The 22,517-nt window shown below is 69.8% G+C and carries 21 protein-coding genes; 9 read left to right on the top strand and 12 right to left on the bottom strand.

Features of this window, described 5'->3' with window-relative positions; all coding sequences use genetic code 11:
* Nucleotides 1–219 precede the first annotated feature (219 nt).
* Nucleotides 220–723, bottom strand: a complete 504-nt coding sequence (locus ACFYPC_RS16140; RefSeq protein WP_388675788.1) for a MarR family winged helix-turn-helix transcriptional regulator — start codon at nucleotides 721–723, stop codon at nucleotides 220–222.
* 255 nt (nucleotides 724–978) lie between these two features.
* On the opposite strand from ACFYPC_RS16140, the gene ACFYPC_RS16135 reads away from it, so the two are divergent.
* The gene (locus ACFYPC_RS16135) at nucleotides 979–1,797 is read left to right on the top strand and encodes a dioxygenase (RefSeq protein WP_388675785.1); all 819 of its coding nucleotides are present in this window, start codon (nucleotides 979–981) and stop codon (nucleotides 1,795–1,797) included.
* A 73-nt stretch (nucleotides 1,798–1,870) separates the two neighbouring features.
* Here the strand turns inward: ACFYPC_RS16135 and ACFYPC_RS16130 are convergent, their stop codons facing one another.
* Complete coding sequence (locus tag ACFYPC_RS16130) at nucleotides 1,871–2,389, bottom strand: GNAT family N-acetyltransferase (protein WP_388675782.1); 519 nt, start codon at nucleotides 2,387–2,389, stop codon at nucleotides 1,871–1,873.
* Between the two features lie 172 nt (nucleotides 2,390–2,561).
* Between ACFYPC_RS16130 and ACFYPC_RS16125 the strand changes: the two genes are divergently transcribed.
* Nucleotides 2,562–3,560 carry an RNA polymerase sigma factor RpoD/SigA gene (locus ACFYPC_RS16125; RefSeq protein ID WP_388675780.1) on the top strand — a complete coding sequence of 333 codons (999 nt, stop codon included), beginning with the start codon at nucleotides 2,562–2,564 and terminating at the stop codon, nucleotides 3,558–3,560.
* A 719-nt stretch (nucleotides 3,561–4,279) separates the two neighbouring features.
* Complete coding sequence (locus ACFYPC_RS16120) at nucleotides 4,280–4,984, top strand: TetR/AcrR family transcriptional regulator (RefSeq protein WP_388676226.1); 705 nt, start codon at nucleotides 4,280–4,282, stop codon at nucleotides 4,982–4,984.
* A 296-nt stretch (nucleotides 4,985–5,280) separates the two neighbouring features.
* On the opposite strand, the gene ACFYPC_RS16115 is transcribed toward ACFYPC_RS16120, so the two are convergent.
* The gene (locus ACFYPC_RS16115; protein ID WP_388675777.1) at nucleotides 5,281–6,270 is read right to left on the bottom strand and encodes a helix-turn-helix transcriptional regulator; all 990 of its coding nucleotides are present in this window, start codon (nucleotides 6,268–6,270) and stop codon (nucleotides 5,281–5,283) included.
* A gap of 62 nt (nucleotides 6,271–6,332) precedes the next feature.
* Here ACFYPC_RS16115 and ACFYPC_RS16110 point away from each other — a divergent pair, with 62 nt between their 5' ends.
* The 5 genes from ACFYPC_RS16110 (at nucleotide 6,333) to ACFYPC_RS16090 (ending at nucleotide 12,737) form a co-directional block, all read left to right on the top strand.
* Nucleotides 6,333–7,868, top strand: coding sequence for an MFS transporter (locus ACFYPC_RS16110; RefSeq protein ID WP_388675774.1), 1,536 nt, complete (start codon nucleotides 6,333–6,335; stop codon nucleotides 7,866–7,868).
* Nucleotides 7,869–8,069: 201 nt separating this feature from the next.
* Nucleotides 8,070–8,831 (top strand): DeoR/GlpR family DNA-binding transcription regulator, encoded by a 762-nt coding sequence (locus ACFYPC_RS16105; protein ID WP_388675771.1) that lies wholly within the window; start codon nucleotides 8,070–8,072, stop codon nucleotides 8,829–8,831.
* A gap of 123 nt (nucleotides 8,832–8,954) precedes the next feature.
* Nucleotides 8,955–9,908: a 1-phosphofructokinase gene (pfkB, locus tag ACFYPC_RS16100; RefSeq protein ID WP_388675769.1), complete on the top strand. Its 954-nt coding sequence runs from the start codon at nucleotides 8,955–8,957 to the stop codon at nucleotides 9,906–9,908.
* Nucleotides 9,909–10,143: 235 nt separating this feature from the next.
* Nucleotides 10,144–12,282 carry a fructose-specific PTS transporter subunit EIIC gene (locus ACFYPC_RS16095; protein WP_388675767.1) on the top strand — a complete coding sequence of 713 codons (2,139 nt, stop codon included), beginning with the start codon at nucleotides 10,144–10,146 and terminating at the stop codon, nucleotides 12,280–12,282.
* Nucleotides 12,283–12,470: 188 nt separating this feature from the next.
* Nucleotides 12,471–12,737 (top strand): hypothetical protein, encoded by a 267-nt coding sequence (locus tag ACFYPC_RS16090; RefSeq protein WP_388675764.1) that lies wholly within the window; start codon nucleotides 12,471–12,473, stop codon nucleotides 12,735–12,737.
* A gap of 101 nt (nucleotides 12,738–12,838) precedes the next feature.
* On the opposite strand, the gene ACFYPC_RS16085 is transcribed toward ACFYPC_RS16090, so the two are convergent.
* From ACFYPC_RS16085 to ACFYPC_RS16070, 4 genes are all read right to left on the bottom strand, one after another.
* Nucleotides 12,839–13,588: a DUF6227 family protein gene (locus tag ACFYPC_RS16085; protein ID WP_388675761.1), complete on the bottom strand. Its 750-nt coding sequence runs from the start codon at nucleotides 13,586–13,588 to the stop codon at nucleotides 12,839–12,841.
* A gap of 159 nt (nucleotides 13,589–13,747) precedes the next feature.
* Nucleotides 13,748–14,977: an Ig-like domain-containing protein gene (locus ACFYPC_RS16080; RefSeq protein ID WP_388675758.1), complete on the bottom strand. Its 1,230-nt coding sequence runs from the start codon at nucleotides 14,975–14,977 to the stop codon at nucleotides 13,748–13,750.
* Nucleotides 14,978–15,217: 240 nt separating this feature from the next.
* Nucleotides 15,218–16,258, bottom strand: a complete 1,041-nt coding sequence (locus ACFYPC_RS16075) for a P1 family peptidase (RefSeq protein WP_388675756.1) — start codon at nucleotides 16,256–16,258, stop codon at nucleotides 15,218–15,220.
* 32 nt (nucleotides 16,259–16,290) lie between these two features.
* Nucleotides 16,291–17,445, bottom strand: coding sequence for a low temperature requirement protein A (locus ACFYPC_RS16070; protein WP_388675753.1), 1,155 nt, complete (start codon nucleotides 17,443–17,445; stop codon nucleotides 16,291–16,293).
* Between the two features lie 274 nt (nucleotides 17,446–17,719).
* Between ACFYPC_RS16070 and ACFYPC_RS16065 the strand changes: the two genes are divergently transcribed.
* Nucleotides 17,720–17,902: a hypothetical protein gene (locus ACFYPC_RS16065; protein WP_388675750.1), complete on the top strand. Its 183-nt coding sequence runs from the start codon at nucleotides 17,720–17,722 to the stop codon at nucleotides 17,900–17,902.
* A gap of 169 nt (nucleotides 17,903–18,071) precedes the next feature.
* Here the strand turns inward: ACFYPC_RS16065 and ACFYPC_RS16060 are convergent, their stop codons facing one another.
* The 5 genes from ACFYPC_RS16060 to ACFYPC_RS16040 all read right to left on the bottom strand — a co-directional run bounded on the left by ACFYPC_RS16060 (nucleotide 18,072) and on the right by ACFYPC_RS16040 (nucleotide 22,253).
* The gene (locus ACFYPC_RS16060) at nucleotides 18,072–18,542 is read right to left on the bottom strand and encodes an MscL family protein (RefSeq protein ID WP_388675748.1); all 471 of its coding nucleotides are present in this window, start codon (nucleotides 18,540–18,542) and stop codon (nucleotides 18,072–18,074) included.
* A gap of 141 nt (nucleotides 18,543–18,683) precedes the next feature.
* Nucleotides 18,684–19,169 carry a hypothetical protein gene (locus ACFYPC_RS16055; RefSeq protein ID WP_388675746.1) on the bottom strand — a complete coding sequence of 162 codons (486 nt, stop codon included), beginning with the start codon at nucleotides 19,167–19,169 and terminating at the stop codon, nucleotides 18,684–18,686.
* A 442-nt stretch (nucleotides 19,170–19,611) separates the two neighbouring features.
* Nucleotides 19,612–20,490 carry an S-methyl-5'-thioadenosine phosphorylase gene (locus ACFYPC_RS16050; protein WP_388675744.1) on the bottom strand — a complete coding sequence of 293 codons (879 nt, stop codon included), beginning with the start codon at nucleotides 20,488–20,490 and terminating at the stop codon, nucleotides 19,612–19,614.
* 78 nt (nucleotides 20,491–20,568) lie between these two features.
* Nucleotides 20,569–20,922: an FmdB family zinc ribbon protein gene (locus tag ACFYPC_RS16045; RefSeq protein WP_388675742.1), complete on the bottom strand. Its 354-nt coding sequence runs from the start codon at nucleotides 20,920–20,922 to the stop codon at nucleotides 20,569–20,571.
* 68 nt (nucleotides 20,923–20,990) lie between these two features.
* Complete coding sequence (locus ACFYPC_RS16040; RefSeq protein ID WP_388675741.1) at nucleotides 20,991–22,253, bottom strand: MFS transporter; 1,263 nt, start codon at nucleotides 22,251–22,253, stop codon at nucleotides 20,991–20,993.
* Between the last annotated feature and the right edge of the window lie 264 nt (nucleotides 22,254–22,517).

The following is a 22,517-nucleotide window of genomic DNA, read 5'->3' as shown; positions in this document are numbered from 1 at the left end:
GGTTGGTACCCCGTCGTACCCCGGGTACTTCGTACTGCGCGTACGGACGAGGGGTGGGGACGCCTCGTCCGTACGAGTCCCAGGGTCCGCCCCGGTTCCGAGCACAGTGGAGCCGGGGCGGACCCGCGCCCGGAACCGGGCCGGTCAAGGGCACGTCCGGCGCGGGCCACGCTGAGCTCCCCACGAGAGAGCCCTGAAGCACGATCCGCCGGACAGGCCTTAGCGCAGCCAGGGCAGGTCGGCGCCCGCGTCCTTCGGCTGGAGCCCCTCGGCGATGATCCGCATGGCCTCACCGAGAGCCTTCTGCTGGTCGGGGGAGAGCCGGTCGAAGAGGGCCTGGCGTACGGCGGCGACGTGACCGGGCGCGGTCCGGTTCAGGACCTCGTAGCCGTCGTCCGTCAGGACCGCGAACTGCCCCCGCTTGTCGGAGGGACAGTCCTCGCGCCGCACCCAGCCGCTCTTCTCCAGGCGCGCGATCGCGTGGGAGAGACGGGACCGGGTGATCTTCGCGCTCATGGCCAGCTCGGTCATCCGCAGCCGCCTGCGCGGCGCCTCGGCGAGCTGCACGAGCAGGCCGTAGTAGACGTGCGGCATCCCCGCGTCCCGCTGGAGCTGTCGGTCGAGATGGTCCTCCAGAAGGGTGGAGGCGTGCATGTAGGCACGCCAGGTGCGCTGTTCCTCGTCGGTGAGCCAGCGCGTCTCTTGAGTGGATGCCGTGTTCATGTACTCCACTGTACGAGCCCCTTCTTGAAAGTTAAATAAACTGGGATTATGGTGATATTGCTGTTGAGAGTTCAAGTATTGATGATTGATTGACGTGAGTGAGTGATCCGAGTGCCGATGATTCGGGTCGCGTGATCGAACCCGTGGGGAGCCGCCGCCGTGTCTGCTGTCGGATCTGCTGTCACTTCTGAAGTCACTTCTGAAGCCACCTCTGAAGTCGGCTCTGAAGTCGGCTCTGAAGTCGGATCTGCTGTCATGTCTGCTGTCAGGTCTGTCGCGACCGAGGAGCGTGTCGTGCGGGAGCGCATGCCCGCCCTCTATCTCAGTCATGGCGCCCCGCCCCTCGCCGAAGACCCGGTATGGCCCGGCCAGCTCGCCGCCTGGGCCGCCGACCTGCCGCGACCGAAGGCGATCCTCATGGTCTCCGCCCACTGGGAGGAGGCACCCCTCGCCCTCGGCGCGGTCGAGACGGTGCCGCTCGTATACGACTTCTGGGGCTTCCCCCAGCACTTCTACCAGGTGCGGTACGAGGCTCCGGGTGCCCCTCAACTCGCCGCGTCCGTACGGAAGTTGCTACGCGCGCCCGGCGCCCCGGTGCAGGACATCCCGGACCGCGGACTCGACCACGGCGCGTACGTCCCGCTGGTGGAGATGTTCCCCGAGGCCGACATCCCGGTCCTGCAGATCTCCATGCCGACCCTCGACCCGGTCCGGCTGATGGACATAGGCAGGAAGCTGGCGCCGCTGCGCGACGAGGGCGTCCTGATCGTGGGCTCCGGCTTCTTCACACACAACCTCGCGGCCCTGCGGCACACCGGCGGTGGCGTACCTTCCTGGTCGAGCGAGTTCGACGACTGGGGCCACCGTGCCCTGGACGCCGGTGACGTGGACGCGCTGCTCGACTTCGAGAACAAGTCCCCGGCGGGCCGTCTCGCCCACCCGCGCACCGAGCACTTCGCGCCCCTCTTCGTGGCCATGGGTGCGGCGGACGCGGTCGGTGAGCCGGCCGGGCAGAAGTCCGTGATCGACGGCTACTGGCTGGGGATGGCGAAGCGGTCGGTGCAGTTCGGCTGAGGCTGAGTCTGTGCCTGTGCCTGTGCCTGCCGGGTCGGCCCGTGCCGACGGCGGCAGCTGCGTGCCTACCGGGTCACAGCTCCTTCTCGTACCAGGCCACATCCCAGTACCGGCCGAACTTGCGGCCCACCTCCCGGTAGGTGCCGATGTGTCGGAACCCGAAGCGTTCGTGCAGCCGCGTGGATGCCTCGTTGGGCAGCGCGATGCCCGCGTAGGCACGGTGCAGGTCCTCGCCCTCCAAGGCCTCGAAGAGGGCTTTGTAGAGGAGGGTGCCGATGCCGCGGCCGGCCGCGTCGGGGGCGAGGTAGATGGTGACCTCGACCGAGGTGGCGTACGCGGGCTTGGGGCGGAGCGGGCTGCTGGTGGCGTACCCAAGAGTTGCCTGTGAGTCCGCGTCCGCGGCAACCAACAGGCGGTGCGGTCCGTCTTCAGGGTGGGAGAGCAGCCACGAGCGACGCTCTTCCGCAGTGAAAACAGCGGTATCGAATGTGATGGGCGTCTCACGCACATAGTGGTTGTAGATGGCCGTGAGGGCATCGAGGTCACCCTCGGTTCCCGACCTGACCTGCACTTCTGTACGTTCTGTCGTCATCTGGTCCCTCTCTGTGGCGGGACAGGGTACTGCATGATCAGAAAAATCGAGGGGCGGGTTGGGAATTCTGTCCGGATTCCAGTCGTTGTTTCCTTCGGATGCAGGGCACCCGGGAGGGTGAGCCCGAAGTGTCCGGACCGACCCGCAAGCCCACCATCGCAAGGGAGCACGCATGGCAACCCGTGCCGTCGCCCGTCGTAAGTCCGCCTCCGGCGAGACCAGCGACGGTGCACGCAGTGTTCGCGTCGTAGGCGGCGAGATCGCCGACCGCGACCTGGTCGGCATGTACCTCGACGAGATCGCGCGTACACCACTGCTCGACGCCGCCAAGGAAGTAGAGCTGTCCCAGATCATCGAGGCGGGTGTGTTCGCGCGGCAGATCCTCGAAGGTGAGGAGCAGGCCGAGGCGGACGCGTCCCGCGAGGAGCTGGAGGCGCTGGTCGCCGACGGCGAGCGGGCCAAGGACGTCTTCATCCGGTCGAACCTGCGCCTGGTCGTCGCCGTGGCCCGCCGCTATCCGCGCAGCGGCCTGCCCCTGCTCGACCTGATCCAGGAGGGCAACGCCGGCCTGGTGCGCGCGGTCGAGAAGTTCGACTACCGCAAGGGCTTCAAGTTCTCCACGTACGCGACGTGGTGGATCCGCCAGGCCATCACCCGTTCCATCGCGGACCAGTCGCGCACGATCCGCCTCCCCGTCCACCTGGTCGAGGAGCTGGGCCGGATCCGTCGCGTGCAGCGCGAGTTCAACCGCGAGCACGGGCGCGAGCCGGAGCATGCCGAGATCGCAGCCGAGCTCGCCTCCACACCGGAGCGCGTGGCGGACGTCCTGGACTGGGCCCGTGACCCGGTCTCGCTGAACATGGCGGTGGACGACAACGGTGACACCCAGTTCGGTGACCTGCTGGAGGACACCTCCGCGGTCTCGCCCGAGCAGTCGGTGATGACGCTGCTGCGCAGCGAGGAACTGGACGACCTGATCGGCCGCCTCGACCAGCGCACGGCCTCGATCATCAAGATGCGGTACGGCATCGAGGACGGCCGGGAGCGCACGCTCACGGAGGTCGGCAAGGAGCATGGCCTCACGCGAGAGCGCATCCGCCAGATCGAGAAGCACGCGCTGCTCGAACTGAAGAAGCTCGCACGCGACACAGGTTTCGACGCGGTTGCGTAAGCCCGGCTCTTCGTTACCGACAGATGTCGGCCACAAGCCGGCCGGACATGGCCGTGTAACGCCGCTTCAACTCGCTTGGCTCTGGGAACAAGACTTCAGGGCCCAGGGTTAGGCCCCACAGTCCCGGGCATACGTCCGTGACCCCCAAAGCCGAGTCCCGACGCACACCCCCCCCGCGCCGGGACTCTTCCAGAGCCGAGCTCCGTCGCCTCCCCCCGGCGCCGGGGCTCGGCTCCTTTTTGTGCCTGCACCGCCCCAGGGGCGGACGGCGAGGCTCGGTGGTTCCTGGCCGGGGGTGACTCGTGAAGCTTCTCACCCGGGTGGTTTCGGGTAGGCCTTGGCGCTTGCCCGACGGCTCGTGGTCTCGTGTGGTTGCTGCCCGGCGAGGGGGGCGCGGAAGATCCTGTTGCCTCCGGCGGGGGAGGCTGCTTCGGGGCAGGTCGTTTGACGGGCCACCCCGAACCTGAACCCCGGGGTGACCCGAATGGCAGATTGTGCCACAGAGGCATAACCTGCCGTTCGTGAGCGGTACCGAACATGTGGCCAGGGCCTCCGAGGACGCGGCGGCCTCGGTGGCTTCGGCTTCCGACGGTCCGGCGGCCGAGAAGCGCCCCGTCGGCGCCCCTGCGCACCGGGTGTCCGGCGACCGCGCCGCCCCGCGTTCCTCGCCCGACGGGCAGGCCCCCTCGCTGATCGAACGGCGCAAGGCCGCCACCCGCATGGATATCGCCCGAGCCGCTGCGGGGCTGTTCATGCGCAACGGCCTGCGCGCCACCCGCGCCGAGGACATCGCCCGCGCCGCCGGCATCGCCCCGCGTACCTTCTACCGCTACTTCGCGAGCAAGGAGGAGTCCCTCGCCCCCCTCTTCGCCGCGGGTGCCCAGAAGTGGGCCGAGACGGTCCGCGACGCCCCGGCCCACCTGACCGTCCCAGAGGCCCTCCATCGCGCGGTCGTTGAGACGATGACACCCGGGGTCGGGGTGCGCGCGGAGTCCCTGCGGTGGGTCCGTTCCCTGCTCCGGCTGGCCGAGGGAAGCCCGGCCCTGCTGAGGGTGTGGGGCGAGGCATGCCATACCGCGGAGCGGACGCTGGCGGAGGTGCTGGCGGCGCGGACCTCCACTGCGCCGGGTGCCCCCGATGCGGGTGCGGATGCCGACACACCCCCGCCTACGCCTACGCCCACGCCCACACCCACGTCCACACCCACGCCCACACCCGAACCCGGTTTCCGGCAGCCCGGTGACGACCCCTCGCCGATCTCCCCCGAGATCCGGCTCAGCGCCGCCCTGGCCAGCGCGGCGGTGCGCGTCGCGGTGGAGGCGTGGGCCGCCGGTGACGACCCGGCAGACGGACCGTCCGGGCCCGTCGCGCTCGCGGTGCGCAACCTCGGTTCCCTTCGCGACTTTCCGTGGCACACCGGGTGAGCGACGGAGGCATGGCTCATCAGGTGTGCTCTTCGTCCCGTCCCGCCCCCCGACGGCGTTACTGCGACACCGACACCGGCACCGGCACCGGCACCGACGATGCCGGGCGACACCGGGCGACACCGGGTGGCACCGATGCCGACACCGCTGTCGGAGTAGGCCGCTCCGTCGGAGTAGGCCGCTCCGTCGGAGTCGGAGTCGGAGTCGGAGTCCGCGGCCGCGTGCCCGGTCTGCGTCTGGAACTCACGCACACGCTGCCAGTCCCGTACGTCGGACACCACGCGCTCCGACGTCCGCTAGCCCCCAGTGACCCCCGACCGCTCGCCACCCGCCGCCCGCGTCAACCGTGCCCCCAACTCCCTTAGACACGCCACGAGTTCCGTCGGCTCCCGCACCGTGAACTCGCAGTCGACCATCGCGAGACGCACCGCGAGCCACTCCACGGAATCCCCGGCGGAGGAACGCAGCCGGCAGCTGTGGTCGTCGATCGGCTCGGGCGCCCCGAGCCAGGCGGGCAGCCGCGCGGCGACGAACATGGCCGGCGCGGCGAAGGTGACGTCGAAGGCGTACGTCTCCTGACGCCGGTACATCGACTGCCGCAAATACTCCGCCGCGTTCCCCGTCGGCAACTCGCGCGGAGCGAACCGCGCTCCGGTCGCGAAGGGTTCGGTGACCCGGTCGACGCGGAACGTACGCCAGTCCTCGCGACCGAGGTCGTACGCGACGAGGTACCAGCGACGGCCGGTGGAGACGAGGCGGTACGGCTCGGTCAGCCGGCGCGACGGTGTGCCGTCCCCGGCGCGGTAGGCGAACCGCAGCCGCTCCCGGCCGGCCACGGTCGAGGCCATCACGGTCAGCGTCTCGGGCGCGATGCTCGCTCCGTCGCCGCTGGTGAGCGGGGTGGTCGCCGCCTGCAGCGTGGACACTCGATGCCGCAGCCGGGACGGCAACACCTGCTCCAGCTTGGCGAGGGCCCGTACGGAGGCCTCCTCGACGCCCTCGACCGCGTGCCCGGCGCCGGCCCGCAGCCCGACCGCGATCGCCACGGCCTCCTCGTCGTCGAGTACGAGGGGTGGCATCGCCTTCCCCGCCACCAGTCGGTACCCGCCGTCGGCGCCCTTGGTCGCCTGCACCGGATAGCCCAGTTCGCGGAGCCGGTCGATGTCCCGCCGGACGGTACGACGGGACACTCCGAGCCGCTCGGACAGCTCGCCGCCGGGCCACTCGCGGGGCGTCTGAAGGAGGGAGAGGAGCTGGAGAAGCCTGGCCGGCGTATCCGTAGTCATGCTTTCCAGAGTGCCGCACAACTAGGACACGATCTGACCTAATCGGACCCTACCTTCGTTGCATGACCTCCACCGAGACCATTCTCAACAGCCCGGCCCCAGCGGCCGACCGACGCCGTTGGTTCGCACTCGCGATCGTGATGACCGCGGCCTTCATGGACCTGGTCGACGTCACGATCGTCAACATCGCGATCCCGTCCATCCAGCGGGAGGCGGGCGCCTCGGTCAGCCAAATCCAGTGGATCACGGCGGGTTACGCGCTGGCCTTCGCGGCCGGGCTCATCACGGGCGGGCGGCTCGGCGACATTCACGGACGCAAGCGCCTCTTCCTGGTCGGCATTGGAGGATTCACGATCGCATCGGCCCTGTGCGGCTTCGCGGTGAACCCCGAGATGCTCGTCGCCTCCCGCATCCTCCAGGGCGGGATGGCCGCGTTGATGGTGCCCCAGGTGCTGTCGATCGTGCACGCGACCTTCCCGGCGCACGAGCGGGGAAAGGTGTTCGGGCTGTTCGGCGCGGTCGTCGGACTGGGCGCCGTGTCCGGGCCGCTGCTCGGCGCACTGCTCACCGAGTGGAACCTGTTCGGCCTCGAATGGCGGCCGATCTTCCTCATCAACCTTCCGGTCGGCATCGCGGGCCTGATTCTGGGCCGCCGCTTCATCACCGAGTCCAAGGCGCCGCGGGCGCTCAAACTCGACCTCGTCGGTGTCGCCCTCGTCGCGCTCGGACTGGTGATGCTGCTCTACCCGTTGACGCGCGGCGAGGAGCTGGACTGGCCGCTCTGGGGTTACGTGTCCATGGTCGGCGCCCTCGTCGTCTTCGCGGTGCTGGTGGCGTACGAGAAGCGGAAGACGCGGATCGACGGTTCGCCGCTCGTCGAGCTCTCCCTCTTCAAGGTGAAGAGCTTCGCGGCGGGCATCGCCGTACAGACCGTCTTCGGTGTCGCGCTCGGCATCTTCTTCCTGGTCTGGACGCTCTACATGCAGTTCGGTCTGGGGTGGAGGCCGCTGCGGGCGGGCCTCACCGGGGTTCCGTTCTCGATCGCGGTCTCGGCGGCCGCGGGGATGTCGGTGCAGCTGCTGGTCCCGCGCTTCGGGCGCAAGGTGCTCCAGGCGGGCGCGCTGACCATGGCCGCCGGCGTACTCCTCTACATCTGGGAGTCCGAGCGGTACGGCATGTCCATCACTTCCTGGCAGATGGCGCTTCCGCTGGTGGTCATGGGCGTGGGGATGGGCTTCATCGTGGCGCCGCTGACGGACGCGGTGCTCTCGGAGGTGCCGCGTGAGCACTCCGGTTCGGCGTCCGGGCTCATCAACACCGTGCAGCAGATGGGCAACGCGCTGGGTCTCGGCCTGGTGTCCGTCGTCTTCTACGGCACGATGGGGGACCGGCTGGCCCTGGCTGAGGTGGGCCCGGCCTTCGTGAACGCCTTCCAGCACGCGCTCGGCTGGGTCGCGGCGGTGATGACGGCCATCTTCCTGCTGATGTTCGCGCTGCCGAAGCGGCCGGCGCAGCATGCCGAGGGTGCCGAGAGCGCGGAGGGCACGGAGGATGGTTCGTCCGGCGAGGTCACGAAGGAGCCCGAGCTCGTTCCGTGAACCAAGACCGAAGGGGCCCGGCACCTCAGGTGCCGGGCCCCTTGCGTTGTCCCGGGTTTACGTTGTCCCGGTTTGCGTTGCCCTCGGCAATCGAAGTCCGTTCATGCCCGGATCGCGCCCGGACTTGTTTACTTTCCGGAAATCCGGGCGTAGCCTCCGATTGAAACCACAGGTTCGGGCATAACTCGGAGGCGAACGGACATGTACGCACCGGAGCGGCAGCAGGAGATCCTCCGGCTCGCCCGTGACGGCGGCCGGGTGGACGTGGTGTCGCTGGCCGAGGAGTTCCAGGTCACCGCGGAGACCATCCGCCGGGACCTGAAAGCGCTGGACCGCGCGGGTCTCGTACGCCGGGTGCACGGGGGTGCGATACCGGCCGGGCGGCTGGACTTCGAGCCCGACCTCGCCGAGCGCGAGTACACGGCGGCCGACGAGAAGGATCGCGTCGCCCAGGCCGCCGTAGCCGAACTGCCGCACGACGGCACGGTGATCCTGGACGCCGGATCGACGGTCGCCCGGCTCGCCGGAGCGGTCCCGCTGGAGGCGACGCTGACCGTCGTCACCCACAGCCTGCCGATCGCGGCCCGCCTCGCGGACCACCCTGGCATCCAACTCCATCTCGTCGGAGGGCGCGTGAGGCACCGTACGCGCGCCGCTGTGGACGCCTGGGCGCTCCGCGCGTACAGCGAGATCCGCGCCGACGTCCTCTTCATCGCGGCCAACGGCTTCTCCGTCTCGTACGGACTGACCACCCCCGACCTCGCCGAGGCCGCCGTCAAGCGCGCGACCATGCGCGCCGCGCGCCGCGTGGTTCTGCTCGCCGACTCCTCCAAGCACGGCCAGGAGCATTTCGCCCGTTTCGGCGACCTGAGCGATGTGGACCTGCTGATCACCGACCGCGGGCTGAGCCCGGACAACGCCACCGCCATCGAACGCGGCGGCACCGAAGTGCTGTGTGTGTAGAGCGAGCCGTCCGTATTGAGCGGCAAGCGGCAAGCGGCAAGCGGCAAGCGGCAAGCGGCAAGCGGCAAGCGGTACGTGACCGCTGTGTGTTGAGAACCACTGTGTGTTGAGAAACGAGTGCGCATGATCCTCACTGTCACCCCCAACCCCTCCCTCGACCGTACGTACGAGGTCCCGTCGCTCGACCGCGGCGAGGTCATCCGGGCCACCGGCGAACGCATGGACCCGGGCGGCAAGGGCGTGAACGTCTCGCGCGCGGTCGCGGCCGCCGGGCAGCGCACGGTCGCCGTCCTGCCCCTGGGTGGTGCGCCCGGCGCACTCGTCGCCGACCTGCTCGACGCGCAGGGCATCGAGGTCGCGCCGGTACCGATAGCCGGAGCCACCCGCTCGAACATCTCGGTCGCCGAACCCGACGGCACCATGACGAAGATCAACGCGCCCGGCCCCGAACTCTCCGCCGCCGAGGCCGAACTCCTGCTGGAGACCGTTCGCTCGCAGTACCGCTCCGGCGAGACCGACTGGATCACCTGCTGCGGCAGCCTGCCGCGCGGGCTCGGGCCTCGCTGGTACGCCGATCTCGTCGCCCGTGCGCATGCGGCGGGCGCCCGGATCGCGCTGGACACCTCGGGCCCCGCGCTGCTCGCGGCGCTGCGCGAGAGGCCCGACGTGGTGAAGCCCAACGCGGAGGAGCTCGCGGAAGCCGTCGGGCGCCCTCTTACGACGGTGGGGGACGCGGTGAAGGCGGCCGAGGAGTTGCGCGAGATGGGGGCGCGCGTCGTGCTCGCGAGCCTGGGCGCCGACGGTCAGTTGCTCGTGGACGCCGAGGGTGCCTGGTTCGCGAGCGCACGGGTGGACGGCGTACGCAGCAACGTGGGCGCCGGTGACTCCTCGCTCGCCGGTTTCCTGATCGCCGGCGGCAGCGGTCCCAAGGCACTTGCCTCCGCCGTCGCCCATGGCGCCGCAGCCGTCCAGCTCCCCGGCAGCGTGATGCCGGGCCCTGCCGACCTCGACCCCTCCGCCGTGACGGTCACATCGGAGATCCCGGTGGACCGCGTACTGACGGAGCCAGTGTCATGACCCCGCGCCACGTCGGTGCGACGGGCCCTGGATGCACTGCCCCCGGGCGCATGGGCCGCGTACTCACCCCCGCACTCACCCCCGCACTCACTCCCGTACTCACCCCCGTACTCACTCCTGTTCTCATCCCTGTTCTCACCTCCGTCCCCACCCATGTCCCCACCCCCGTACGAACCCCCGCCCCCGCCCCCGCCCATGAGTCCCCCCGGGCGATACGCGTGCGAAGGAGCCCGCGATGAGCGAGATGATCACCGCGGACCTGGTCGACCTCGACCTGTCCGCCGATACGAAGGAAGCGGCGGCACGAGCCCTCGCCGAGCGCATGGTGGCCCTGGGCCGGGTGACCGACCTCGACGGCTTCCTCGCCGACGTGGCCGCCCGCGAGGCCCAGATGCCGACCGGCCTCGACGGTGGCATCGGCATCCCGCACTGCCGGAGCGTTCACGTCACCGAGCCGACGCTCGCCTTCGGGCGCAGCGCGGCCGGGGTCGACTTCGGCGCGCCGGACGGGCCCGCCGACCTGATCTTCCTGATCGCCGCCCCCGCGGGAGCGGACGACGCCCACCTCACGATGCTCTCGTCCCTCGCCCGGCACCTGATGAACGCCGAGTTCACGACCGCGCTGCGGTCGGCGGACGACGAGGCGGCCACGGCCGCGCTCATCCGCGGGGACGAGCCCGAGGCGGCAGCCACCGCCTCCGACAGCTCCCACAGCTCTGACACCTCCGACAGCTCCGACAACTCCGCGGCGGAGTCGAGCGCGCCGGCCTCCGCCGACACCGGCACGGACGGCGCGGCCCCGGCGCCGGGTGCGACCGTCGAGGACGGACCCGCCCCGGCGCCGGGCGCCACCGTCACCTCCGACGAGCGACCGTTCCGTATCGTCGCCGTCACCTCCTGCCCCACCGGCATCGCGCACACCTACATGGCGGCCGAGTCGCTGGAGAACGCGGGACGCGAGGCCGGTGTCGAACTCGTCGTCGAACCGCAGGGCTCGGCCGGCTTCACCCGGCTCGACCCGGCGGTCATCGCGGCGGCGGACGGCGTGATCTTCGCGCACGACGTGCCCGTACGGGACAAGGACCGCTTCGCCGGGAAGCCGACCGTCGACGTCGGTGTGAAGGCGGGCATCAACCGTCCCGCCGAGCTGATCTCCGAGGTTCGCGGCAAGGCGGAGCGCGGCGAGGTCTCCGCGGGCACCGCGTCCGGCACGCCGGTGGAGCGCACCGGTGAGTCAGGCGAGGGCTACGGCAGCAAGCTCCGCAAGTGGCTGATGAGCGGCGTGAGTTACATGGTGCCGTTCGTCGCCGCGGGCGGTCTGCTGATCGCCCTGGGCTTCGCGATCGGCGGCTACCAGGTCAACAAGGCGCCGTCCGTCATGGACCACTTCATGTGGCTGCAGGCGGACAGCTGGGGTGCGCTGTTCTTCCAGATCGGCGGCGTGGCCTTCGGCTTCCTCGTCCCGGTCCTCGCCGGCTACATCGCGTACGGCATGGCGGACCGGCCGGGTCTGGTCCCCGGCTTCGTCGGCGGCGCGATCTCCCTCACCATCAACGCGGGCTTCCTCGGCGGTCTGGCCGCCGGTCTCATCGCCGGTGCCGTGGTGATCGCGATCCAGAAGGTCAGGATCCCGAAGGCGCTGCGCGGCATCATGCCGGTGGTGGTGATCCCGCTGATCTCCGCGGCGATCGTCGGGTTCCTGATGTTCGTGGTCATCGGCAAACCCATCGCCTCCGCGCAGCAGGGCATGACCGACTGGCTGAACGGTCTCACCGGAACCAATGCCATCCTGCTCGGCACCCTGCTCGGCCTGATGATGTGCTTCGACCTCGGCGGCCCGGTCAACAAGGTCGCGTACACCTTCGCCACGGCGGGTATCGCGGTCGCGAGCCCCAGCGACTCGGCGATGAAGATCATGGCCGCGGTGATGGCGGCCGGTATGGTCCCGCCGCTCGCCATGGCCCTGGCCACCACCGTCCGCGCCAAGCTTTTCACCCAGACCGAGCGCGAGAACGGCAAGGCCGCCTGGGTGCTGGGCGCCTCCTTCATCTCGGAGGGCGCGATCCCGTTCGCCGCGGCGGACCCGCTGCGCGTCATCCCGTCGTCCATGGTGGGCGGCGCGGTCACCGGCGCCCTGTCGATGGCCTTCGGCGCCACCCTGCGCGCCCCGCACGGCGGCATCTTCGTGGTCCCGCTGATCGGCAACCCGTTCCTCTACCTGGTCGCCATCGCCGCGGGTGTCTGTGTCACCACCGCTCTGGTGGTCGTACTGAAGGGCATGCGCAAGCAGGCTCCCGAGGGCACGGGCGCGGGGGTCGCCGGCGCTCCGACAGCGTCGAAGGCCGACCGCAAGGAGCCGGTGGCCGCCGCCTGAAACGCCAACCGCCTGCCCCTTTGGGGATCCTGTGAGCTGTTCGCAGCATCTGTGATTTGTTCACCGCATCTGTGATTCGTTCACGGCATTTGTGATCAGTTCAGCGCATCTGTGAGCTGTTCGCGGCATCTGCGATATACGTCACGGTCCGGGGTCAAAGTCCCGGACCGTGGTGTCTACTGGGGCGCATGCCCGAGCAAGTGTCGATCCTTCAGCTGACAGGTGTGGCCACCCTCGCCCTGGCGACCGTCATCTGGGTTGTCGGGCTGGTGCGCCTCCTGCGCGGGGGCCGGGGCCGCTCCGAAGCTGCTGCGGTCCGGTGCCAGGGCGACGCGCTCTGTGCGATGCCCCGTCAACGACGGTCCGGCCCCGACACCGAGTCCGTCGAACTGACTCCGCAGGAGCACGCCGCATTCGCCGGTCTGGTACGCCAGTTCAGCGAAAGCCGCCCGTAGGCGGCCTTCGGTAGCCGGCTCGCGGTAACCGGCTTGCGGTAACCGGCTTGCGGTAACCGGCTTGCGGTAACCGGCTTGCGGTAACGCACTGACTTCGTGCGTCAGTTGAGCCGAGCCGCGCGCCGCTCCATCGCGTCCCGCGCCGCGTCCTCCGTGGCGTACACCTCGCACATGTGCCGCCGGTCGGGCGTCGCCGTGTGCTCGACCTCCCACAGGGAGATCTCCTGCCCGTCGCGCAGCAGGAACGCGTGCTCGTAGAGCGAGAAGGACATCCCCGGCCGGCCTGTCCGGCAGGGACGGCCGAAGGCCTGGGTGATCTGGTGCGCGCACGCCTCGCCGGTCAGCAGCGCGGCGATGTCGCCGTCCGGCTGATCGGGGTTCTCCGCTCGCCGTAACAGCCGCCGTGCGTGGTCCGCCGAGTCGTCGGGCACGTACTCATGGCGCGGCTCGGGGAAGGGTGACAGGTGCACGAGCACCGCCAGTTCGAAGTCCGGCGTGTCCGCGGGCAGCGGCAGCCGGTCCGTGGCGGCGCGCAGCTCCTCGTTGTCCACGTACACCTCGTGCTGCGGATCGCTGCCGGGTGCCGTGTTGTGCACCAGCTCCCACAACGTGACGGCCGAGCCGTCGGCGAGCAGCCACGTGTGCCGGTACGTCTCGCGATGCAGGCCGGCGCTGTGGTGCGCGGAGTGCAACGAACTGTCGTGCGCCAGCGCGCTGTCGAGCCGCCGTATCGTCTCGTCCGGCAGTTCGAAGGAGTTCAGGGCGCGACCGAGGAGTCGCGCGAGATGCTCCTCCGGAGACTCGGGCGACTCGGGTGGTTCGTACGCTGCTGTCTCGTACGGAACGCTCAAGGTTTCTCTCCCGGCGTTGCTGCATGTCACCTTGTGGGTGCATACCGTAGCCCCTCGATCGGGCATCATGCCCGCGAACCGAGAAAACGTACGGCCGGAAAACGGGCGGACCGCGCGGCAAGTTCCCACGCGGCCCGCCCGGGTGTCAAAAAGCCCTCGTCAGACGGCACTTCCCGCGTTCCAGGCGCTCCACGACATGTTCCAGCCGTTGAGCCCGTTGTCCGGCGCGACGGTCTTGTCGGGGGAGTTCTTGACGGTCACGACGTCCCCGACGAGAGAGTTGTCGTAGAACCACTTGGCGCTGGTGTCCCCTTGCGCGCCCTGCACATCGGCGAGCCCCACACAGCCGTGGCTGGTGCCCTCCCGGCCGAAGGGCGGATTGCCCTTGTTGTACCAGTAGTTGCCGTGGATGAACGTCCCCGAAGTCGTCAGACGCATCGCGTGCGGCACATCCGGGATGTCGTACTCGCCGCCGTAACCGACCGTCGAACCGTTCATCCGCGTCTGTACGAACTTCTCCGAGATCACCATCTGCCCGTTGTACGTCGTGTGGTCCGGGCTGCCCGCCGAGATCGGGACCTTCTTGAGGGTCTTTCCGTCCCGTACGACCGTCATGGTCTGTGTGTTGACGTCCACCGTCGACACCTGGGAACGCCCGATGGTGAAGGTGACGGTCTTCTTCTGCACCCCGTAGACGCCGTTGGCGCCCTCGACTCCGTCCAGGTCGATCTTCATCGTGACCTTGGAGCCGGCCTTCCAGTACTCCTCGGGCCGGAAGTCGAGCCGCTGCGTCCCGAACCAGTGCCCCACCACCTGCTGCCCGCTGCTGGAGGACACCGTGATGTGCGACTGCACGGCCTTCTTGTCGCTGATCACCTTGTCGAAGTTGAACGAGACCGGCATCCCGACGCCGACCGTGGTGCCGTTGTCGGGCGTGTACGTGCCGATGAAGCTGTTGCTTGAGGTGACCGTCGTGAAGATGGAGTTGGCGGCGGCGGTGCGCCCGTTCGCATCCTTCGCCGTGGCCGATATCTGATACTTCGTCCCACGCTCGAGCTGCTCCTTCGGCTTCCAGGAGCGGCCGTCCGCGGATATCGCTCCGGCTACGGCCGCCCCGGTCCCGGACACCGTCATCTTCACGTCGGTGAGCTTGCCGTTGCTGACCTTCACGCCGGTCGCGTTGATGGACGCGCCCGTCGAACCGTCCTTGGCCGAGATGGCGAGGGCTGCCGTGGAAGATTTGGTCGAACTCGCGCCGCTCCCCGCGTCCTTGCCGCCCTTGCTGTCCGCTTTCGCGCTGCCACCGCAGGCGGTGAGGGTGAGGGCGCCGACCATCAGGGCGGCACAGGCCCCCAGTGCGCGCCGCGCTGTTTTGTCCGGCGTTGCCACGGGCTGCTCCAGATTCTCGTGATGTGGGTGATCCGCTCCACTACGTCGAGAAAGAGCGAGCGGCGGCGTGAAGGGTTCCCTCCGTCCGCCGTGAACACCATGACGTGACAGAACCGCGACAATCCCCCAGCTCCGGCCCCTGCCGCCCAAGCCACCAAGAGGCGCCGACCCCCCTACCCCTCCACCAAGAGGCACCGGCCCCTACCCCTGCTGCCCCAGCCACCAAGAGGCGCAGGGCCCCTACCCCTGCTGCCCCCGTCCCCCGTACAACTCCTCGTAAGACGGCCACCCCCCTCCCGCCCCGTCCACCGACCCCGCCGCCCGCACCGCCCGCACGATCGCCCGTGTCACCAGGTCCGCGCCCGCCGCAAGAATGTCGTTGAGCGCGAGGGGATGCGCGTCGGTGAAGGGCCGGGCGCCCGTGGCAAGCGCGAACACCGTGTCGCCGTCGTTCAGCAGATGCACCGGACGCACGGCGCGGGCGATGCCGTCGTGCGCCGTGCCCGCGAGCTTCTGCGCCTGGGCACGCGTGATGTCGGCGTCGGTGGCGACGACCGCGAGCGTGGTGTGCAGCGGGGGAGGGCCGTTCTTCGAATTGGCTTCGGCCAGCCGCCGCTGCGCCGCCTCGTGCACCTCGACGGGCGGATACGGCGTACGCCCCTGCATCAGCTCCCCGTACAGCGCTCCCGTCTCCGGCTGCACCACCGACCCCGCCGCGTTGGCCACCACCAGCGCGGCCACCGTGATCCCCGAGTCGAGCACGACGCTCGCCGTGCCGATCCCGCCCTTGACCGTCCCGACGACCGCCCCGGTACCGGCGCCCACGCAACCCTCACGCACCGGAGCGCCGGGCTCGCTCGCGTCGGCCGCCTCGACCGCCGCACGGCCCGTCGACGCGTCCGGCCTGGCCCGGAAGTCGCCGCCGCGGCCCAGGTCGAAGACGGCGGCGGCGGGCACCACCGGCACGACGTGCGCCGGATCGGGGCCGACGCGTACCCCGCGCCCCTGCTCCTCCAGCCAGGCCATCACACCGGACGCCGAATCCAACCCGTACGCGCTGCCGCCGGTCAGCACGACCGCCTCGACCTTCTGCACCAGGTTGCGCGGGTCGAGCGCGTCGGTCTCCTTCGTGCCCGGCCCGCCGCCGCGCACGTCCACGGCCGCTGTGGCGCCGCCCGGAGGGGTGAGTACGACCGTGGTGCCGGTGAGCCAACCGTCGCCGGTACGCGTCGCATGCCCCACCCGCAGACCCGCGACATCCGTCAGAGCGTCAACTGTCATGGCGACAGTGTTTCCCCCGAGGCGGGTTTCCCCTAGGCGGCCCGCGCCTCCTCTCGTGTGACCATCCGCGCCGTCAATGTCACCCCGACCACCACGGCCAGCGCCGACACGATGCCGGCCGCGAGTACCGCCCGGTCGCCCAGGAAGGTGCACAGGATGACCAGCAGGGCGGTGGTCGGCAGGACGGCCTGCTGGGCGATGCCCACCTTGAAGTAGCGCGAATGCAGCGCCCAGACGGTGAGGAGATACAACGCCGTCGGCAGGGTCACGGCGGAGGACGCGGCGAGCGTCGAGATGTGAGCCTTTCCGACCGCCTGCTCGACCGCCACCTCGAGTCCCGCGCCGATCGCGGCCGCCGACGCATAGATCAGATAGTGGCCGTAACCCCACAGGAACGACTGCCTGTTGGACCGCAGGTGGCCGTGGATGGGCACCACGAAGTAGATCCACCACGCGGAGAAGACGATGAGCAGCCCGCCCGCGGCGATCGGCAGTAGCTCTCCGAGCGCGTCGTTCTCGTCCACACCCGACTTCACGGCGACCGTGGCCGCGGCGATCGTCTCGCCGAGGACGATGATCGTGAACAGGCCGTACCGCTCGGAGATGTGGTGCGGATGCCAGGACGTCGCGAAGTCCTTCTCCGCGAACAACGGAACGCACAACTCGGCGAGGGCCATCACCAGGAACACCCAGGCCCTGCCGGACTCCGGCAGGAACAGCAGCCCCAGCCAGCCGACCTGGCACAGCAGCACGCCGCCCGCGTACCGCGATGCCGTCGTTCGCTCCGCACCCTCCGTCGACCGCACCACCCGCAGCCACTGCGCGATCATCGCGAACCGCATGATCGCGTACCCGAGCCAGACGACCAGGAAGTCGTGGTCCTCGGCCGCCCGTGACACTCCGGCGGCGAGTACGAGGACGCCGGCGATCTGCACCAGCGTGACGACCCGGTAGAGCGCGTCGTCGTTGTCGTACGCCGAGGCGAACCAGGTGAAGTTCATCCAGGCCCACCAGATCGCGAAGAAGATCATCGCGTAGTTGAGGATGCCCTCACCCGCGTGCCCCTCGGCCACGGCGTGCACCAGCTGGACGCCCGCCTGGGCGATGGCCACGACGAAACACAGGTCGAAGAAGAGCTCCAGCGGTGACGCGACCCGGTGCGCCTCGTCGCGGCCGCGGGCGGTCATTCTGCGCAACGGCCCGCGACCGGCAGGCCGTGGCGTCGCAGCGGATTCGGAAGCGGATTCGGAGGCGGAACGGGACGTCATACGGCCAAGCACAGCAGAAAAGCTCCGGAAATTCTTGTGAATGCGATCACAAGCGGGTTGGGGGCCGGCGTCGGCGGGTGAGGGCCCTGGGGGCCCGCTGGCCTCGGTGTCTGCTGGTGGTTCCCCGCCCGCCGAGAGCCGGCGCCCGGTCGGGCCGGGGCGGGCCGCCGCCCCCTCGGCGTACCCTGAAGGCATGAGCACCGCTCCCGCCCCCGAACCGCGCGATCCCAAGCCTGCCGCGCTGGTCTTCGACGACCCGCTGAGCCAGCAGTCCTCGGACGACACGGACCGTGGGTGGGGCGAGCGGCCCGGCGGCGACAGTGACAGCTCCGACCTCAAGCGCTTCCTCGACGAGAAGCCGCCCCACCACATCTGAGCCGTGCGCGACCAGGTCTGAGCCGTGCGCGACCAGGTCTGGGCCGTGCGCGACCAGGTCTGGGCCGCGGCCCAGCGCCTCGGAGTTCCGGCCGACCACCTCTGTGCCCTGTCGGTCCACGTCCATGCTCTGCCCGACCGCGTCCGGACCCCGGCCCGGGCCCTCCCCGCTAGTTCTCGCTGTGCCCCGAGCCGCGCTGCGCCACCAAGGCGTCGCGGATCTCCTTCAGCACCTCCAGCTCGGTCACCTCCATCATTTCCTGCGTGCCCTCCTTCGCCTTCTGGCGGGCCGCCTGCCGGGCCAGGTACTTGGACATGGGCAGGACCATCAGGAAGTAGACGACGGCTGCGGTGATCACGAAGCTGAGCGCGGAGCCCAGCACCGAGCCCCACAGGATCCGGATGCCCGTCGCGGTGTCGCCAGCGCCTGTGCAGGGAGACTTGAGACAGGAGCTGTAACTGTCCAGATTCTTCGTGCCGAACGCGCCCACCAGCGGGTTGATGACTCCCTTCACCACCGAGTTGACGATGTTGGTGAAGGCCGCGCCGATGACGACCGCGACTGCCAGGTCGACGACGTTTCCCCGCGTCAGGAAGGCCTTGAAGCCGTCCAGGACACTGGGTTTCTTCTTCTCGCTCACCGAGGGGCCCCTCTGCACAAGTTGTGGAACAAACAGCTCCGCAACCTACGTCAGGGCGTGCCCGGCCTGTCCAATTCGGTAGCTCTAACGAGGGACTTGACACCGATTCTTCACTCACGATGTGCTCACCGGCCGCGTTACTCAGCACAGCGTCACCGCCAGCCGTGAGGTCGTGCTTGCGCCTGCCAGGCGCGCCGCCGTGGTCCGCGGCACGGACAGGACGACCAGCGCCCCGGTCTCGACGGCATCGACCTGCGGGACCTCGGTGACCCGGGCCCCGGTCGCGACCACCCGCGCTTCGCCGCCGCTGTCCGCCGCGACCACATCGACCCGGTCGCCCCGCCGCAACAATCGCACCGTCGCCGCGTCGGCGATCCGCACCGGCGCCGTCACCATCTCGACCGCGCGCCGCTCACGTAGGTGAGCCGATGCGGCCGCTGAGGAGGAGGCGGAAGTGGCGGTGCTTGCCGGATGCCCCCGTGCCCGTTCGGCGTCATGAGGTCCCGCCGCGATGAGCGCGGCCGCTGTGACCGCCAGCCCCGCGGCCACGGCCCGCCGCCGGTGCCGGGTGAGCCGCCGCAGCTGATACCGCCCGCCGCGTACGCGAACCGGAGCGAAGTGAGGCACCTCGCAGGTGGGAGGCGCGTCCGCACCCGGCGGACCTACGGGATCCCTGTCGGTCGGGCGTACAACCGGAGCGAGAGGAGCGAGAGGAGCGAGGGGAGCCAGAGGAGTGAGAGGAGCCTGGACTGCGAGAGGAATGAGAGGAGTGAGCTGTGCCATGGTGACCACCACCTGCGACGAGAGATCGGGTTGCGATCCCACGATGAGCTCTCGCGGCGGATCCCGCCGGAGCCCGTGGACCACCGGCGGGTTGTGGACAACTCCCTCACCCGAACGGGAAGTTCCACCCTCGTGCCGAGCAGCCCCGGCCGACACCCACCACCCTCGCGGCCCCCACGGCAGTGGGAACCCCGGATCCATCCCGCTCCGGCTACGGCAGTGGGAAACCCGGATCCAGCCCGCTCCGATTACGGCAGCGCGCGAACCCGGATCCACCCCGTCCCGACTACGGCAGCGTGAACCCCGGATCCATCCCGCCCAGCGCCGTCGTGCACAGGCAGTCCCGCGTCCCGTTGTCCGGGAGCCCCGCGACCGCGTCGAAGAGCACGCCGCGCAGCCGGTCCACATTCGCCGCGAACACCTGGAACACCTCGTCGTGCGAGACGCCCTCGCCGGTCTCGGCCCCCGCGTCGAGGTCGGTGACGAGGTTCAACGACGTGTAGCAGAGCTCCATTTCGCGCGCGAGCGCGGCCTCGGGGTGGCCGGTCATACCCACCACGGACCAGCCCTGCGCCTGATACCACAGCGACTCGGCGCGGGTCGAGAACCGAGGCCCCTCGATGACCACGAGGGTGCCACCGTCCACCGGCTCCCACTCCCGCCCGCGCGCCGCTTCGAGTGCGGCCTTGCGCCCGACCGGGCAGTACGGGTCCGCCAGCGACACGTGGACCACGTTCGGCATCGTGCCGTCCGGCAGCGGAAGCCCGTCGAAGTACGACTGCGCCCGCGACTGCGTTCGATCCACCAGTTGGTCCGGCACGAGCAGTGTTCCCGGTCCGTACTGCGTTCGCAGTCCGCCCACCGCGCAGGGGCCGAGGATCTGGCGGGCGCCGACGGAACGCAACGCCCATAGGTTGGCGCGGTAGTTGATGCGGTGCGGCGGCAGATGGTGGCCGCGGCCGTGCCGGGGGAGGAAGGCGACTCGTCGCCCGGCGATCTCCCCCAGGAACAGCGAGTCGCTGGGCGGCCCGTAAGGGGTGTCCACCTGTATTTCGTTCACGTCGTCGAGGAAGGAGTAGAACCCCGAGCCGCCGATGACCCCGATCTCGGCCCTGTCCGCCGCCTGCTCTCCGGCAGGCCGCCGCGCGCTATCCGTGTTCGCCATGAACCGCACCCTAGCCGGACCGGGAAACGCCGAAGACCCTGTCGTCGTACGACGACAGGGTCCCGTAAGAACAAGGTCCTACGCGGCGGAGCTGCTACTGCTGGACGAGCCCGTGCCCGACGACTTCGAGGTCGACGAACCCGAGGAGCTCGACGAACCCGACGACTTCGAGTCCGAAGAGGACGACGAAGAGGTCGAGGGTGTGGACGACGGCTTGGAAGCCGACGCCGGCGCCGGCGAGGTGCTCGTCGACGAACCGCGGCTGTCATTGCGGTAGAAGCCGGAGCCCTTGAAGACAATGCCGACGGCCGAGAACACCTTCTTCAGGCGGCCACTGCAGCTGGGGCACTCGGTCAGGGCGTCGTCGGTGAACTTCTGCACCGCCTCGAGGCCCTCGCCGCACTCGGTGCACTGGTATTGGTAGGTCGGCACTGGTCTTCCTCCTGGCACTCTCACTCAATGAGTGCTAACGACGGTCCATACTGACGTATTCCGAGAGATCAGTCCACCGCCACTGGCACTCGGTGACCCACGCCACGTGCGACGGTGCGGCCGGCGGGCCGCGTCGACAGCCGTGATCGCAGGGCCACAAGGGTTATCAGAGCCAGTGCGGTGCCGGCCATCGGTACCAGGAAACCGGCGCCGTCCCAGAAGCGGTCCTCCAGTTGTCCGGAGGCTGTGACGGCCGCCGCCTGGCCGAGCGCGACGGCGCCGGTCAGCCAGGTGAAGGCCTCGGTGCGGGCGCCGACGGGCACCAGACCCTCGACCAGTGTGTAGCCGGTGATCAGGGCCGGAGCGATGCACATGCCGACCAGGAGGCCGATTCCGGCGAGCACGACCACGGAGTGGGCGGCCCAGAGTCCGGAGGCGGTGAGGGCGAGGGCCGCGTACCCGAGGAGAAGCCGCCGCTGCGGGGCCGCCTTCCAGACGACCGCGCCGCAGACGATGCCGGAGACCATGTTGCCCGCGGCGAAGACGCCGTACAGGACGCCGTTCAGGCCGGGTTCGCCGATGGAGTCGCTGAACGCGGCGAGCGAGACCTGCATGCCGCCGAAGACGGATCCGATGCCCAGGAAGGCCACGATCAGAACGCGCACACCGGGGACGCGCAGCGCCGAAACGTGCTCCACGCGCGCGTGCCCGCTGCCGGCGACAGTGGGCTGTGTGCTCTTCTGCGCGGCGAACAGGAGGCCGCCGATCAAGGTAAGCGCGGCCTCGGTGAGCAGGCCGGCGGCCGGGTCCACGGCGGTGCACAGCGCGGTCGCCACCAGCGGCCCGAACACGAAGGTCAGCTCGTCGGTGACGGACTCGAAGGCCGCCGCGGTGGTCATCAGGGGTGAGCCCTGGAGTTTCACGCCCCAGCGGGCGCGCACCATCGGGCCGATCTGCGGCACCGAGGCGCCGGTCGGCACGGCGGCGGCGAAAAGGGCCCACAAGGGGGCGCCCGTCAGCGCGAGCGCGGTCAGGGAAAGGCCCGACAGGGTGTGCACCAGGACGCCCGGGACCAGCACGGCCCGCTGCCCGAGCCGGTCGGTAAGACGCCCCGTGAAGGGGGCGAACAGTGCCATGGAGACACCGGTTACGGCGGCCACGGCGCCGGCGGCTCCGTACGAACCGGTGGTGTGCTGAACCAGCAGCACGATGGAGATGGTCAGCATCGCGAAGGGCTGGCGGGCGGCGAAGCCGGGGAGCAGGAACGTCCAGGCGCCGCGCGTGCGCAGCAGCTTTCCGTACCCGGGGCGGGAGGTGACCGTGGATGCCACGGCCCGTGCCTTTCTGCCACCTGGTAGCGCGCCCGTGCGGGGGCGCCGAGAGCTGTCCTCTTGCGCGGAACTGCGGTAGATGCCGGCTGCCCACTGTGAGGCACCGCGGCCGCCATACGGTCGCGCCAGCTCTGCGTCAGGCAGAGTTGGTTCGATCAAAGTCTGCCTTCATCGTACAGGGATGAAGGATCCGGTGCCTGTGAAACCCAGCACCACGGCATCGCTGGCCTGTGAATGCATATGGGCCCTTAAGGTGCTGTTCGC

It is taken from the genome of Streptomyces sp. NPDC005808 (genome assembly GCF_042871385.1).
Lineage (GTDB): Bacteria > Actinomycetota > Actinomycetes > Streptomycetales > Streptomycetaceae > Streptomyces.
The sequence above is the reverse complement of the archived record's forward strand: the minus strand, read 5'-3'. Positions and strand labels throughout refer to the sequence as shown.

Coding starts and splice junctions, on each gene's coding strand:
- ACFYPC_RS16120 (WP_388676226.1), top strand. CDS start 4,280: ATGGATATCGCCCGAGCCGCTGCGGGGCTGTTCATGCGCAACGGCCTG.
- ACFYPC_RS16135 (WP_388675785.1), top strand. CDS start 979: ATGTCTGCTGTCAGGTCTGTCGCGACCGAGGAGCGTGTCGTGCGGGAG.
- ACFYPC_RS16110 (WP_388675774.1), top strand. CDS start 6,333: ATGACCTCCACCGAGACCATTCTCAACAGCCCGGCCCCAGCGGCCGAC.
- ACFYPC_RS16090 (WP_388675764.1), top strand. CDS start 12,471: ATGCCCGAGCAAGTGTCGATCCTTCAGCTGACAGGTGTGGCCACCCTC.
- ACFYPC_RS16075 (WP_388675756.1), bottom strand. CDS start 16,258: ATGACAGTTGACGCTCTGACGGATGTCGCGGGTCTGCGGGTGGGGCAT.
- ACFYPC_RS16065 (WP_388675750.1), top strand. CDS start 17,720: ATGAGCACCGCTCCCGCCCCCGAACCGCGCGATCCCAAGCCTGCCGCG.
- ACFYPC_RS16115 (WP_388675777.1), bottom strand. CDS start 6,270: ATGACTACGGATACGCCGGCCAGGCTTCTCCAGCTCCTCTCCCTCCTT.
- ACFYPC_RS16140 (WP_388675788.1), bottom strand. CDS start 723: ATGAACACGGCATCCACTCAAGAGACGCGCTGGCTCACCGACGAGGAA.
- ACFYPC_RS16125 (WP_388675780.1), top strand. CDS start 2,562: ATGGCAACCCGTGCCGTCGCCCGTCGTAAGTCCGCCTCCGGCGAGACC.
- ACFYPC_RS16105 (WP_388675771.1), top strand. CDS start 8,070: ATGTACGCACCGGAGCGGCAGCAGGAGATCCTCCGGCTCGCCCGTGAC.
- pfkB (WP_388675769.1), top strand. CDS start 8,955: ATGATCCTCACTGTCACCCCCAACCCCTCCCTCGACCGTACGTACGAG.
- ACFYPC_RS16130 (WP_388675782.1), bottom strand. CDS start 2,389: ATGACGACAGAACGTACAGAAGTGCAGGTCAGGTCGGGAACCGAGGGT.
- ACFYPC_RS16070 (WP_388675753.1), bottom strand. CDS start 17,445: ATGACCGCCCGCGGCCGCGACGAGGCGCACCGGGTCGCGTCACCGCTG.
- ACFYPC_RS16095 (WP_388675767.1), top strand. CDS start 10,144: ATGAGCGAGATGATCACCGCGGACCTGGTCGACCTCGACCTGTCCGCC.
- ACFYPC_RS16050 (WP_388675744.1), bottom strand. CDS start 20,490: ATGGCGAACACGGATAGCGCGCGGCGGCCTGCCGGAGAGCAGGCGGCG.